We start from the raw sequence: 14348 nt of genomic DNA on the forward strand, positions 1-14348 counted from the left end.
CTGATGGTTGTGGAGGCCTTGTGAAGGTCTCCGCCCACCCGGGGATCAGGCGGGCGAGCGCACCGGGCTCGACCGCTCGATCAGCGGCAACGTCCGCAACTGCCGTTCCAGGTGCCATTGCAGATGCGCGGCGACCAGGCCGCTGGCCTGCCTGCGCACCCCGTCGGGCACCGTCTCGATGTAGGCCCATTCCCCGCGCAGCAGCGCGACGAGCAGATCGAGCACCCCGGCGGCCGGTGTCGCCGCACCCGGCGGGCGGCAGTGCACGCACACCGCTCCCCCGGCCGCGACATGGAACGCCCGATGCGGGCCCGGCGTCGCGCACTTGGCGCATTCGTCCAGCGCGGGCGCCCAGCCCGCGAAACCCATGGCGCGCAACAGGAATGCGTCCAGGATCAGCTCGTGGGGCCGTTGCTTGGCGGCGATGGCGCGCAGCGCGCTCGCGGTGAGCGCGTGCAGTCGCGGCGCGGGGGCGCGCTCCTCGCCTGCCAGCCGTTCGGCGGTTTCCAGCACCGCGCAGGCCGTGGTGTAGCGCCCGTAGTCGTCGATGATGTCGGCGGCGAACGCCTCCACGGTGTGCACCTGGGTCACCACGTCCAGCGTGCGTCCCGGATGCAGCTGCACGTCGATGTAGGCGAACGGCTCCAGCCTGGCCCCGAACCTCGATTTGGTGCGGCGCACTCCCTTGGCCACCGCGCGCACCAATCCGTGCTGGCGCGTCAGCAACGTGACAATGCGGTCCGCCTCGCCCAGCTTGTGCTGGCGTACCACCACCGCCACATCTCGATACAAACGCACGCCTCATCCTCGCACGAGGACCCGACAGCCTTCGGCAGGCGCGGCATCACCTCTGCCACTTCCCCGACGAATCCCCCATGCGGGTCGGCGCACTGACCTATCCTTTTTCTCTACCGCACTGCTGGGGAGGGGTTTTCGGATTTGGACGACCTACTTGGTACCGGAACCGCCGCCGGGTTCCGGGCCACTCGCGAACTACTCGGTCTGCCGGTGCCCTGGTGCGCCCGGCTCTTCGCCGTCGCCGAACGCACCGTGGAACGGTGGGAACGGGGCGCCTTCCAGATCCCGGACACGGCGGCCCGCGAGCTTGCCGAGATCGCCGACGAGACCGAACAGGTCGTCGAGGCGATGGTCGACGCCATCGGCGCCGGCGAGATCTCCCCGCGCCTGCACACCTATCGGACCAACGACGACTACTGCAGGCACGAGCCGGACACCCGCTATCCGGCCACCTGGCATCGGGCCGTCTGCGCCCGGGTCATGGTCGAATTACCGCAGGTAGAGCTGCAATTCGTGGAGTAGAACGAGGCTTTCGCGCGAGCGGATTCAGGTCCGCACGATGCCGGAGATGAGCAGCAGCACCGACTGCTGGGCTTCGGCGCGGGCACGGTCCGGGTCGTCGGCGTGCGCGACGATCAAGGCCGACTCGGTGAGCGCGCTGAGCAATAACTGGGCAAGAACCTGAATGGGGGCGTCGGCGATCAGACCCGCGGCGCGGGCGCGTTCCAACTGCGCGGTGATCATGCCGAGGCCGTGCTGGTTCTCGAATTCGCGCCAGGCCTGCCAGCCCATCACGGCGGGCGCGTCGGTGAGCGCGATGCGCAGCATGGCGGGGCGCTGACAGATCTCCAGAAAAACGCTGAGGCCCACCGCCATCCCGGCCATCACATCGTCGGGATCGACTGCGCCGATGGCTTTTTCGATCTCCTCGGTGGTCTCCACCTCGATCTGTTCCAGCACCGCGAGGAACAGGCCGCGCTTGTCGCCGTAGTGGTGGTGCAGCGCACCGCGGGTGACCCCGGCCTCGGTGACGAGTTCCTCCGCCGAGGTGGCCGCGAAGCCGCGCTCGGTGAACAGGCGACGTCCGGCCTGTTCGAGCGCGGCCCTGGTGGTGCGGGAGCGGTCCTCCTGGCTACGGCGTGGCATGCAGCCGAGTGAACTCCAGGATCGACTCGGTGAGCAACTCGGGCTGATCTTCCGGCAGGAAGGTGTACGAGTCGTCGATAACCTGCAATGTCGCATGCGGCAGGTCCCTGGCCAGGCGTTCGGCGTAGGACATCGGGAAAATCTTGTCCTCGCGCGCCCACACCAGCAGCACCGGGATATCGACCGACGGGAAGCGGGACGCGGCCTCCAGCGTGTAGCGCCGGTGCGCGTTCTTCAGGAACAGCCGCAGGTCCTTACGGACGGCGCCGGACTGCTGCGGGCCCGCCAGATAGGAGTCGGCGATCTCCGGCGGCACCCGGCGCTTGGCGACCATCCCGAACACCAGTGGCGTCTGGTGCAGCGCGCGGATGCGCGCCAACTCGATGACCGGGCGCATCGAACCCGGAATCCTCGCCAGCCAGGACAGCAGCGCGAACGGTTTCGGGAGGAAGCCCTCGTAGCTGTCGACCGCGGCGAGCACGACGCGGCCGATCCTGGCCGGGTGGTGGGTCATCAGCACCTGGGTGATCGCGCCACCGGTGTCATTGGCGACCACGGTGACGTCTTGCAGGTCGAGTCGCTCGAGGAAGGCTGCGATGAGGTCGGCGACGCCGGACGGGGTCAGGTCCGCATCGGGCATCGCGATCTGGTGGGCGCCGAGCGGCCAGTCGGGGGTCAGGCAGCGGTGGCCTGCGGCGGCGATGCCGGGGACGACTTTGCGCCACAGGTCGGAGTTGACGAGCAGGCCGTGGACGAAAACGACCGGGGAGCCCTGGCCGGTGTCGTGGTAGCGGATGCGGCCGCCGGGCAGGTCTACCTCGTGGGTGGGGCCGAGTTCGGTGCTGATTCCCATCGTTCCTCCAGAATGTTGCGGTGCGTCGAGCTTTACATACATTCCGTATGTATGTCTATAGTCCTGCCCGCTGGCCAGCGGAAATCAGCAACGCCGTTCGCTGGCTGGCCTGCCGGCCACCTGGCTAGCCGACTGGCCGCCTCGGCTGGATGGCGGGATGGCCGATGGGCCGACCGCCTGGCTATCACCCATCTCGGCGGCCGACATGAATCGTTGTTGCGGCGACGGGAGCGGGCCCCAACAGACGAACTAGTCACTTGACCAGGTGCGCGATACCGTCTTCCGAAAGTGCGAAGAGAAGAGAGGGAGCTCACGATGACGGTGCCCGATCCCACTCGGCAGGCGTCCGAGACGCAGACCGGCGACCTCGGGCTGGCCGACTATGCCGCCACGCTCGCGCAGGGCACGCTCAGCTCCGTTGCCGCCGTCAGCGCAGTCCTCGATCGCATCGAGGCGTCGCAATCGACGCTCAACGCGTTTCGGATCGTGCGCCGGGAACGCGCGCTCGTCGAGGCGGCCGACGCCGACCGGCGCCTCGCGGCAGGCGAACGGTTACCGCTGCTCGGCGTACCGGTCGCGGTGAAGGACGATACCGACATCGCCGGTGAGCCGACGGCATTCGGTTGCGGCGGCAGCTTCGCCCCGAAAACCGAAGACGCCGAATCGGTTCGGCGGTTACGCGCGGCCGGCGCGGTGATCGTCGGCAAGACCAACACCTGCGAGCTCGGACAACTGCCGTTCACCAGCGCGGCCGCCTTCGGACATACCCGCAACCCGTGGTCGGCCGACCACACGCCCGGCGGCTCCTCCGGCGGATCGTCGGCGGCCGTCGCAGCTGGATTGGTCCCTGCCGCACTGGGTTCCGACGGTGCAGGCTCCATCCGCATCCCCGCGTCGTGGACCAACCTCGTCGGCATCAAACCGCAGCGCGGCCGGATCTCCACCTGGCCGCACGCCGAAGCGTTCTACGGACTCACCGTCAACGGGCCACTGGCCCGCACCGTCGCCGATGCGGCCCTGCTGCTCGACGTGGCCGCAGGACCGCACGACGGCGATTTACACACTCCCGCACCGATTTCCGCAAGCGCAGCCGTCGGCCGCGATCCCGGCAGACTGCGTATTGCACTCTCGCTACGCACTCCGTTCACCGCGACCAGGACCGCGCTGGATCCCGAGGTAGCGGCGGCAGTGCGAAGCGTCGGCGACACTCTGCGCAAACTGGGCCATTCCGTGACCGTCGCAGACCTGCACTACGGCTTGCTGATCGGCGCGTCGTTCCTGCCGCGCTCTATGGCCGGCATCCGCGCGGCACATCGGAAATTCCCTGGCGCCCAGGTAGATCCGCGCACGATCGCCAATACCCGACTGGGCAGACTCCTCGACGGACCCGTCCTGTTCGCCGCCCGCCAAGCGGAACCCTTGCTACACAAGCGCATCGGCAGCTTCTTCCACGACTACGACCTCGTTCTAGCGCCCACCACCGCGACACCTCCCCCGCGCGCCGAGGACATCGACGGTATCGGCGTGCACGCCACCAACAACCTCATCACGGCCGCCTGCCCCTACACCTGGCCGTGGAACGTCCTCGGCTGGCCGAGTGTGAACGTACCCGCCGGGTTCACGGAGGCAGGACTGCCGGTCGGCGCCCAGCTGATGGGCACGGCAGCCACCGAGCCGCTGCTGATTTCAGTTGCGGCGCAACTGGAGTCGGAGCTGCATTGGGAACGCAAACGCCCCAGCCGTTGGTGGTTGTCTCGCTGAAGCTCGCCGCCGGGCAGGTCAGACCCGTGACCGCAGGCAGGCGCGGCCCAACCATAGTGGCTGTCTCACTGAAGCCCGCCGCCAGTCAGATCAGACCCATGACCGCGCGCAGGCGCGGCCCAACCATGGTGGCGGTCTCGCTCACGCCCGCCGCCGGTCATGCCATGACCATGGCAGCACGCAGGCGCGGCCTAAACCATGGTGGCTTTCGCCCCGCGGACGCACCCCGCCGCCACCCTCGAAGCGAGAACACCCCCGCAGGCCAGCACAGCACGGCCCACCAGATTCGCGATCCACCGCGCGGCACTAACCGTCGAGATGAAAATGCCGCACTCTCTTCCGGGATCCGCACTCGCTCTAGGGCCCCCAAGTCAGTGCAGATCCCGAGAAAGGGTGCGGATTTCGGGGCTCGACGGTCATGCTGGGGCGAGATCGCTCGAGGTACCGCGACCCGCTCGCGCTCCCGCCCCGGCACCCGCACCCCGCCGCCACCCTCGAAGCGAGAACACCCCGCAGGCCAGCACAGCACGGCCCACCAGATTCGCGATCCACAGTTCGGCACTAACCGTCGAGATGAAAATGCCGCACTCTCTTCCGGGATCCGCACTCACTCTAGGGCCCCCAAGTCAGTGCAGATCCCGAGAAAAGGTGCGGATTTCGGGGTTCGGCGGTCATGCTGGGGCGGGGTCGCTCGCGGTACCGCGACCCGCACCCACAGCCCGAGCCCGCACCTGCAGCCCGCAGCCGCACCCGCGCCCCACCCGCACCCGCGCCGCTCCCGCCTGGGACCCATCGGGACGAATTTTGTGCGGCTCAAGCAATGCGGTCATGACAAATTCACCGCCGCGTCAGCGCGGGCTGACGAGGACTCGGACGAAACCTCGACCGTCGGCCAGGGAGGTCAGCGCTTTACCGATCACCGCGCCGAATGCGCGCGCGGGTTCGGTGACTCGGCGGCAGTGACCGGGTGTTGCCGATGTGGTGAGCAGGTCGCCGGGTCGGATGGGTGCGCTGTCGGCATCGGCCGCACACCACACCTTGCCCATCAGCGCGATGTGCGCGCTGTTGTCCTGCCGGTCGAGCACGATGGCCGGTTTCACGCCGCCCGCGCCGGATACGATGCCTGCCACGGTCGTGTCGTAGTCGCGGGTGCACGGGTGAACTTCGCCGTCCGCACCGAGCACGACGACCAGCCCCTCCGCGACGGTAGCGTCGGTCGTGGTCAACGCCTCCGCGTAGTCCGCGCCTTCGAGCATGAGATCGCCTCTGACCGTGACATTTCCGGTGACGTACACAGTGCCCTCGAAGAAACCCGCATCACCCCCGCCGGTGTTGACTCCCACCACCGCACCGTGGTTCCGGTTCTTCGACCAGCCCCGAACGCCCTCGCCCTCAGCACTTTCGAAGAATCCGGCGGTGCCGCCGCCGGTGTTGACCCCGACCACCGCGCCATGGTTCGGATTCTTCGACCAACCCCGAACCCCCTCCCCCTCAGCACTTTCGAACCACCCACCATTACCACCAGGAGCAGCCGAATTGTTCACCCCGACGACACCGGCGCCCGCGCCCTGGCTTTCACCGACGATGCTGTTCGCCGAGTTGCTGAGACCGTAAACCGCAGCACCGCCGCCGGTGTTGACGCCCACCACGGCGCCATGATTCGGATTCTTCGACCAACCCCGAACCCCCTCCCCCTCAGCACTTTCGAACCACCCACCATTACCACCGGGGGCCGCCGAATTGTTCACACCGACGACCCCGGCACCTGGACCCTGACCATCGCCACGAACCCCGAATCCAGTACTGCTGGTTCCTTGAACACCGACCCCCGCGGCATTGTGCGCACCGGCCACGGCAGGCACATCGGTGACCGTCGAATCGCCGTTGACATTGCCCATAACGAATCCTCCCCATCTGACATGACTTACGGATCGAGCCATCCGACTTGTCGCGTCGGCGGAACACCCCTCCAGACTGGCGGTCGACCAGCCTCGGAGGACACGTTTCGGTCCGTCCAACGGACCCCGTGAGGTTGGTGTGCAAACACTGGAGCGGCGCGACGGGCCACCCATCCGGTCGTGGCCGATGTGTCCATCGTCTGGCTCGGGGTGCCGAAAGGACCGCTCTGGCCGCGATTCTCCGCAGTTCGCTCGCGGTGTCGGACAGCGGTGGCATCATCGAGGGCTACGAGGTGGATCGGACAGCGCATCCTTGCGACAGGGGGCACATGAGCGCGGAACTCGTTGCGGTCAGGCTCGGTACCGCGCTGGTGGGGCGAGCGGCGCAGCTGCTGCTGGCGAAGCAGCAAAGCGACCAAGCCCGGCGTTCCGAGATGGACGACCTGATCCGGCGCCACATTCCTGGCTTTCGCCCACAGCGCAGCGTCAAGCGACAGTTCGAACAGATCGCGGACGCGGTGGCCGAACGGCTCGAACCCATGCTCGCCCATGAGTTCCGCGGGATGGATGAAGGTGAGCACACGGCGGTCGTCGATGCGGTGGTGGACACCTTCGAGAAGGCCGATCTGTCCGATGCCGCGATCTTCGCGTCGAATGCCGACCCGGCACAGTTGGCCCGGCGGATGCGAGAAACCGTGCCGACACCGGATTGGCTCAGCGCCGCCGGATCGGCGCTGTACGAACAGCTCGTCGCGGAATGCTGCGACTGTTATGTGCAGATCGTGCGCCACCTGCCGGTCTTCGTCGAGCGGGCCGTGCCCGAATTGCTCAGGCGCGTCGACCGATTGGGTAGTGACGTCGAGCAGGTCCTCGAGCGACTGCCCAAGCGCTCGCTGTACGCACCGGACGGCAGCGACCACGACGCCGCCTTTCGCCGCGAGTATCTCGAGCTGATCAGCCGGACCCTCGACGAGGTCGAGCTGTTCAGTTTCGCGGTCGAACAGCCTTTGCGGACAAAGCTTTCCGTTGCCTACGTCAGTCTGCGAGTGGTCGGCCAGAACTACCTGTGGTTCGGTGACAGGCGCCAAGCCGACGAACAAGGACTCGGCGGCGGACGAGTCGAAGCAGCTTTGAGCCGAAAGCTGCGGATCCTGCTCCGCGGCGAAGCCGGATCGGGCAAGACAACGCTGCTGCGCTGGTTGGCGGTCACCGCGGCCCGTGCGACGTTCACCGGCGACCTCGCCGCGTGGAATGGGCTGGTCCCCGTGCTGCTCAGGCTGCGCAGCTACACCGCTCGCGAGCTGCCCAAGCTGCATGAGCTGCTCGATGACGCGGCGGGGCCACTGACGAGTCACATGCCCGAGGCCTGGGTTGATCGTCAACTGGCGAGCGGTCAGATCCTGTTGCTGGTCGACGGCGTGGACGAACTCGTTCCCGCAGATCGCGACAAGGTCCGGCAGTGGATCACTCTGCTACTCAACGCCTACCCGCTGACCAGAATGGTGGTTACCTCCAGACCAGCTGCCGCCCACCATGATTGGCTCGCCACTACCGATTTCACGCCGGTCGAGCTCGAACGAATGACACAGTCGGATCTGAATGCCTTCGTCCGCCAATGGCATCAAGCCGTCGGCGAGAGCGGTCAGCGTCTGCCGTGCGCACCGACGGAACTGCCCGACTACGAACGCGCCCTGATCGCCAGTATCCGGGATCGCCCACATCTGCAGGCATTGGCCGCCAACCCGCTTCTTGCCGCGATGCTGTGTTCGTTGCACCTGCGGCGTAAGCGACAGCTGCCGCGCAATCGCATGGAGCTGTATCAGATCGCGGTCGATCTCCTGGTGCAGCGGCGCGATGCGGAGCGGCATATTCCCAGCGCGCAAGGGGCTTCGCTCAGCTTGACCGACAAGGTCACCGTGCTCCGCGATCTGGCATGGCGTTTGTCGGACAACAATCTCAATGAAGTCGACATCGACAGGGCCGCAGGGTATGTGACCACGAAGATCGCGTCCATGCGCCATCTGGCGGTCGATCCGCGGGACGTGCTGGACTACCTGCTCAATCGATCGGGCATCCTGAGATCCCCTGCCGACGGCCGAATCGACTTCGTGCACCGAACTTTTCAGGAATACCTCGCGGCAGCGGAGGCCGCCGCGCAGGACCGCATCGGCAACCTCGTCGGACGCGCTCATCTGGACGTATGGCACGACACGGTCATCATGGCAGCCGGCCACGCCAACAGCAGCCAGCGCGGTGAGCTGATCACCGGCCTGCTCGACCGCGCGACCGACGACGACCGTAACGAGCGACACCTGCGGCTGCTGGCCGCGTCGTGCTGGGAAACGATCGAGTCGCTCTCGGGCGAACTGGCCCAGCGGCTGGACGAGACGATCGCCGGGCTCGTCCCGCCGCAGGACCTCGATGAGGCTGCTTCGCTCGTGGCCGTCGGCGAGCCGTTGCTGCGATATCTGCCGAAGCACCTCGACGACCTTCCCGATGTGAGCGCGATGACGACGGTACGAACGGCGGCGCTCATCGGCGGGCCTGCCTCATTGCGGTTGCTGGGCAGCTACACCAAGGACACTCGAGAAGAGATACAGCGGGAGCTGATCAACACCTGGGACTACTACGACCCGACCGAGTACGCCGATGAAGTACTCGCCAATTTTCCGCCAGAGCCCGGTCTCGATCTCTGGCTGTTTCGTCCGCGCCAGTGGAAGCCCACCGTTCGGCTCGACAACCTTCGATCCCTGATCGTCGAATTCCCCTCGAGCATCGGCACGCTGGCAGCTGACGGACTGCCGGCGGCCCCTCTGCTCTCGTTGTTCCGGCTGACCGGAGTAAATGATCTGCGGGCGCTGGCCGCTGCGCGCGACCTCGGTTACCTCCGCGGGCTGGTGCTCGCCACGAATGACCATCAGGCAGTGCTCGACGGCCTGGACGGGCTGGCAGCGTGCACCGGCCTGCGCCGCCTGCAGCTGGTTGGTTGGAAGTCGCTGCCGCAGTTGGCCGCGGCATCGCTACCGGTTCAGCTGCGATCGCTCGGCCTCGAGCCGGTTCCGGTGGGATACAACCTGACCTGCCTCGTGGATCACGGACTGAGCAAGCTCAGTCTCAGCGGCGAGGGTGCACCCGCCGCACTCACCACAGTCGGCCGAGGATTGCCCCTCGAACGGCTGACGCTGGCCGATTGTGATCTCATCGACAAGCTGCCCGCCCTCGCCGCCACGCTGCCCCGGCTCCGATCACTGCAGCTGTCCGCGGTCACTCTTCCGGACGACCTCGCACCGTTCGGCGATTTCCCGCTGTTGAAGATGATTTCGCTGCAGGACTGCGCCGGGCGAGATGGCCGCACGGTTGATCTGACATCCATCCCGCAGCCGAAGGCACCCCGACGATTGATCGTGACGACCATGCCACGGCGACGACGCGAACGATGATGCCGACGGGCGACACCGTGTAGTCGCCCGACTACTAGAACCCCAACTTCCCCAACTGCTTCGGATCCCGCTGCCAATCCTTGGCCACCTTCACATGCAGGTTCAAATAGATCCGCGTCCCGAGAATATGCTCGATCTGGTGGCGAGCATTCGTCCCGACCTCTTTCAGCCGAGCTCCACCCTTGCCGATGATGATCGACTTCTGACTGGGCCGCTCCACATACAAAATCGCATGCACATCGAGCATGTCCTCCCGCTCCTCGTACGGCAGGATCTCCTCGATCACCACCGCCAACGAGTGCGGCAGTTCGTCCCGAACACCTTCCAGCGCCGCCTCGCGAATGAGCTCGGCCATGAGGGTTTCCTCGGGCTCGTCGGTGAGCTCCCCATCGGGGTAGAACGCAGGCCCCTCCGGCATTTTCGAGGCGATGACGTCTACGAGCACCTCGATCTGCTCACCCTTGACCGCGGACACCGGCACCACGTCGGCGTCGGGGCCGAGCAGGTTCGACAGTGCGAGGAGTTGTTCGGCGATCTGGTCCCGGCTCACCTTGTCGATCTTGGTGACCACACCGAGCACGGTGGTCTTGGGCGCCATCTGCTTGATCTGCGCCACGATCCACTTGTCGCCGGGACCGATCTTCTCGTCGGCGGGCACGCACAGCGTGATCACGTCGACTTCCGAATACGTGTCGCGCACAAGGTCGTTCAGCCGCTGGCCGAGCAGGGTGCGCGGGCGGTGCAGGCCGGGGGTGTCGACCAGGATGAGCTGGACGTGGTCGCGGTGCACGATGCCGCGGATGGTGTGCCGGGTGGTCTGCGGGCGCGAGGAGGTGATCGCGATCTTCTGGCCGACCAGGGCATTGGTCAGCGTCGACTTGCCGGTGTTCGGGCGGCCGACGAAACAGACGAAGCCGGAACGGAATTCGGCGTTACCCTGGCCGTCAGCCACCGTGCACCTCGGCCGACTCCGCGTCGACGGCGAGCTGCGAGTCGTCGACGATCTCGAATACCGCACCGTCGCGGTCGGTGAAGATGATCTTGGCTTCGGGCGACACTTCGCGCACCGCCGTGACCCCGTAATCGGACAACCGTCCGCCGACCACCACGGCCACCTCGAATCCCTCTGCGCCACTGGAGATCGCGGCCGCGACCGCCGACTGCAGCGCGGTCAGGCGCAGCGCCGTCAGGCTCACCTCGCCCGCCGCGTAGGTGCGGCCGTCGGTGTCGCGGATCGCCGCGCCGCTGGTGCCGCCGGTGCGGCCCATCGCGCCGCGCGCCAGCACCAGTAACTTGTTGTCCTCGGGATCCAATTCGGTCATTCGGTGTCTCCGTCCTCGTGTCGACCGGCCGGGACTTCCCGATCCGATCCATTGCCCTTGTGTTTGCCGTTCGGCTGTTCGCCGTCGGCGTTCTGCGTCTTGTCCGTCACCTTGCGCACCACCACGGTGTGCACCCGCACCCGCCCTCGGGTGTCCGCGCCGCCCTCGCCACGCAACATCAACCCGTGCACCACGACCTTCGAGCCGGGCAGCGGCACCCGGCCGAGCTCGTGCGCCATCAACCCGCCGACCGTGTCGACGTCTTCTTCCTCGATGTCGAGCCCGTACAGATCGCCGAGGTCTTCGATCGGCAGGCGCGCCGAAACGCGATAGCGGCCGTCGCCGAGGTCTTCGATGGGCGGCGTCTCGTCGGTGTCGTATTCGTCGGCGATCTCGCCGACGATCTCCTCGAGCACGTCTTCGATGGTCACCAGCCCGGCGATGCCGCCGTATTCGTCGACCAGCAACGCCATGTGGTTGCGCCTGCGCTGCATCTCGTCGAGCAGGCTGTCCAGCGGCTTGGAGTCGGGCATGAACACGGCCGGGCGCATCACCTCGCGCACCAGCACCTTGCGACTCCGTTCCGCGTACGGCACAAGGTCTTTCAGGTACACCACGCCGAGGATGTCGTCGACGTTCTCGCCGATCACCGGAATACGCGAGTGCCCGGATCGCACCGCGAGCGACATCGCCTGTGCCGCAGTCTTGTCCGCTTCGATCCAGACCATCTCGGTGCGCGGCACCATCACCGCGCGGGCGGCGGTGTCGCCGAGTTCGAAGACGGACTGGATCATTCGGCGTTCGTCGTCGGCCACCACGCCGCGCTCGCTGGCCATCTCGACCACTTCGCGCAGCTCGATCTCGGAGGCGAAGGGGCCGTTGCGGAAGCCTTTACCCGGCGTGATCGCGTTACCGAGCAGGATGAGCACCCGGCTGAGCGGGCCGAGCAGCGCGCCGATGAACTGCAACGGCAGCGCGGCGGCCAAGGCGATCGAGTAGGCGTGCTGGCGGCCGAGGGTACGGGGGCCGACCCCGATCACCACATAGGACACCAGCACCATCACCGCGGCGGTGACCAGCAGCGCCCAATTGTCGTCCCAGACCGAGATCAGTGCCGCGGCGAGCAGGACGGTGGCGCCGATTTCGCACAGAATGCGCAGCAGCACCATGAGATTCACGTAGCGGGCGCGGTCGGCGACGATCTTGCTGAGCCGTACCGCGCCGGGCCGATCGGCCCGCACCATATCGTCGACGCGGGCCGGCGAGATGGTGTTCAACGCCGAATCGACGCCCGCGAAGACCCCGCCGACCGGGACGAGCAGGACGGCAAAAGTTATCAGGGTCAGCGAACTCACGCGGGTCCTAATGCGTCACCAGGTGTGGTGAAGCCCGCCTTCCCCAGCAGCCTGGCGTCGCGGGCGGCTAGTTCGGCCCGCCGCTGTGCTTCGCGCAGGCTCTCGTACCACTCTTCGAGCAGTCGGGCCTGCAGCGCGAACATTTCCTTCTCCTCCTCCGGCTCGGCATGGTCGTAGCCGAGCAGGTGGAGCACGCCGTGCACGGTGAGCAGCGCGAGTTCGTGGTCCAGCGAGTGACCGGCCTTGCGGGCCTGGCCCGCGGCGAACTCGGGGCACAGCACGATGTCGCCGAGCATGGACGGGCCGGGTTCGGGACTGTCGGGGCGCCCGCCCGGCTCGAGTTCGTCCATCGGGAAGGACATCACGTCGGTCGGGCCGGGTAGGTCCATCCAGCGCATGTGCAGGTCTGCCATGGTGTCGAGATCGACGAGCACCATCGACAGTTCCGCGGCAGGGTGCACATCCATCCGGGTGATCACGAAGCGCGCGACACTGACCAGATCTTCTTCGGGTACGTCGATACCCGACTCGTTGGCGATCTCGATACTCACCCGGTCAGCCTATGTCACGGCATGCTGCCGTCCGGCTGACACCCGGCGTCGCGGGATGTCAGCCGGACGGTGTCGAGCACGCGGCTCAGCGCCGGTCGCCGCGGTTGGCGGCGCGACGCTGGGCCCGGTTGCCCGGATAGTGCGGGCCGACCTGCGGCCTGGTCTCCGACTCGGCCCGGTCGTAGGCGTCGACGATGTCCGCGACCAGCCGGTGCCGAACCACATCGCTGCTGGTCAGGTACGAGAAGTGGATGTCGTCGATGTCGGTGAGGATCTCGCTGGCCGCGCGCAGCCCGGACCGCGCGCCGGTCGGCAGGTCGACCTGGCTGACGTCGCCGGTCACCACGATCTTCGAACCGAACCCGAGGCGGGTGAGGAACATCTTCATCTGCTCGGCCGTGGTGTTCTGCGCCTCGTCGAGCACGATGAACGAGTCGTTCAGCGTGCGGCCACGCATGTACGCCAGCGGCGCGACCTCGATGACGCCGGCCGCCATCAACTTCGGAATGGCTTCGGGATCCATCATGTCGTGCAGCGCATCGTAGAGCGGGCGCAGGTACGGGTCGATCTTCTCGTTGAGCGTGCCGGGCAGGAAGCCGAGCCGCTCCCCCGCCTCCACCGCGGGGCGGGTGAGGATGATCCGGGTGACCTGCTTGGTCTGCAACGCCTGCACGGCCTTGGCCATCGCCAGATACGTCTTGCCGGTGCCTGCGGGGCCGATGCCGAACACGATGGTGTTGGCGTCGATCGCGTCGACATAGCGCTTCTGGTTCAGCGTCTTGGGCCGCACGGTCTTGCCGCGCCGGGACAGGATGTCCAGGCTGAGCACCTCGGCCGGGGACTCGGAGGAGCCCTCGGTGAGCATCGACACGGTGTGCCGCACCGCTTCCGGGGTCACCACTCGGTTCCGGCCGGTGAGCGCGACGAGCTGTTCGATCACCCGCTCGGCGAGGGCGACGTCGGCCGCCTTGCCGGTGAGGGTGACGGAATTGCCGCGGACGTGGATGTCCGCGTCGAGCAGCTGTTCGAGTTCACGCAGGTTCTGGTCGGCCGAACCAAGGAACGGGAACACGGATTCGGGAGCGAGTTCGATACTGGAACGCACGGTGCGTGCTGCGGGACCCGAGCTGGTTTCGTCGGCGCCGATACCTGTTGCGGATGTCGTCGGGTCGCCGATCTCGCCTTGTGTTCTCAAAAGTGGCTACAGCCTGCTTTCCGGTCTCG

The 14348-nt window shown here is 67.0% G+C and carries 12 protein-coding genes; 3 read left to right on the top strand and 9 right to left on the bottom strand.

Going from position 1 to position 14348, the window contains the following annotated elements; genetic code table 11:
- Positions 1 to 45 precede the first annotated feature (45 nt).
- Positions 46 to 798 carry a DNA repair protein RecO gene (gene recO, locus IBX18_RS33005; RefSeq protein WP_135235594.1) on the bottom strand — a complete coding sequence of 251 codons (753 nt, stop codon included), beginning with the start codon at positions 796 to 798 and terminating at the stop codon, positions 46 to 48.
- 141 nt (positions 799 to 939) lie between these two features.
- Here recO and IBX18_RS33010 point away from each other — a divergent pair, with 141 nt between their 5' ends.
- On the top strand, positions 940 to 1320 hold the full coding sequence (locus IBX18_RS33010; protein ID WP_159080204.1) for a DUF1870 family protein: 381 nt from the start codon (positions 940 to 942) through the stop codon (positions 1318 to 1320).
- Between the two features lie 24 nt (positions 1321 to 1344).
- Here IBX18_RS33010 and IBX18_RS33015 read toward each other — a convergent pair whose 3' ends face one another.
- Entirely contained in the window at positions 1345 to 1944 is a 600-nt protein-coding gene (locus IBX18_RS33015) for a TetR/AcrR family transcriptional regulator (protein ID WP_107654909.1), read from the bottom strand.
- A complete protein-coding gene (locus tag IBX18_RS33020) occupies positions 1931 to 2797 on the bottom strand; it encodes an alpha/beta fold hydrolase (RefSeq protein WP_194837423.1) in 867 nt (288 codons plus the stop codon). Before IBX18_RS33020 ends, IBX18_RS33015 begins: the two co-directional genes overlap by 14 nt.
- A 315-nt stretch (positions 2798 to 3112) precedes the next feature.
- Between IBX18_RS33020 and IBX18_RS33025 the strand changes: the two genes are divergently transcribed.
- A complete protein-coding gene (locus IBX18_RS33025) occupies positions 3113 to 4558 on the top strand; it encodes an amidase (RefSeq protein WP_194837424.1) in 1446 nt (481 codons plus the stop codon).
- A gap of 848 nt (positions 4559 to 5406) precedes the next feature.
- On the opposite strand, the gene IBX18_RS33030 is transcribed toward IBX18_RS33025, so the two are convergent.
- Complete coding sequence (locus IBX18_RS33030) at positions 5407 to 6456, bottom strand: hypothetical protein (RefSeq protein WP_194837425.1); 1050 nt, start codon at positions 6454 to 6456, stop codon at positions 5407 to 5409.
- A 329-nt stretch (positions 6457 to 6785) separates the two neighbouring features.
- Here IBX18_RS33030 and IBX18_RS33035 point away from each other — a divergent pair, with 329 nt between their 5' ends.
- Entirely contained in the window at positions 6786 to 9896 is a 3111-nt protein-coding gene (locus tag IBX18_RS33035; protein WP_194837426.1) for an NACHT domain-containing NTPase, read from the top strand.
- Between the two features lie 34 nt (positions 9897 to 9930).
- Here the strand turns inward: IBX18_RS33035 and era are convergent, their stop codons facing one another.
- The 5 genes from era to IBX18_RS33060 all read right to left on the bottom strand — a co-directional run bounded on the left by era (position 9931) and on the right by IBX18_RS33060 (position 14301).
- On the bottom strand, positions 9931 to 10848 hold the full coding sequence (era, locus tag IBX18_RS33040) for a GTPase Era (RefSeq protein WP_194837427.1): 918 nt from the start codon (positions 10846 to 10848) through the stop codon (positions 9931 to 9933).
- Positions 10841 to 11218, bottom strand: a complete 378-nt coding sequence (locus tag IBX18_RS33045; RefSeq protein WP_194837428.1) for a cytidine deaminase — start codon at positions 11216 to 11218, stop codon at positions 10841 to 10843. Before IBX18_RS33045 ends, era begins: the two co-directional genes overlap by 8 nt.
- Entirely contained in the window at positions 11215 to 12573 is a 1359-nt protein-coding gene (locus tag IBX18_RS33050; RefSeq protein ID WP_194837429.1) for a hemolysin family protein, read from the bottom strand. Before IBX18_RS33050 ends, IBX18_RS33045 begins: the two co-directional genes overlap by 4 nt.
- Positions 12570 to 13124: an rRNA maturation RNase YbeY gene (gene ybeY / locus IBX18_RS33055; RefSeq protein ID WP_014982750.1), complete on the bottom strand. Its 555-nt coding sequence runs from the start codon at positions 13122 to 13124 to the stop codon at positions 12570 to 12572. Before ybeY ends, IBX18_RS33050 begins: the two co-directional genes overlap by 4 nt.
- 85 nt (positions 13125 to 13209) lie before the next feature.
- Positions 13210 to 14301, bottom strand: a complete 1092-nt coding sequence (locus IBX18_RS33060) for a PhoH family protein (RefSeq protein ID WP_373889250.1) — start codon at positions 14299 to 14301, stop codon at positions 13210 to 13212.
- Positions 14302 to 14348: the final 47 nt, after the last annotated feature.

Source organism: Nocardia sp. XZ_19_369 (assembly GCF_015355715.1).
GTDB lineage: Bacteria > Actinomycetota > Actinomycetes > Mycobacteriales > Mycobacteriaceae > Nocardia.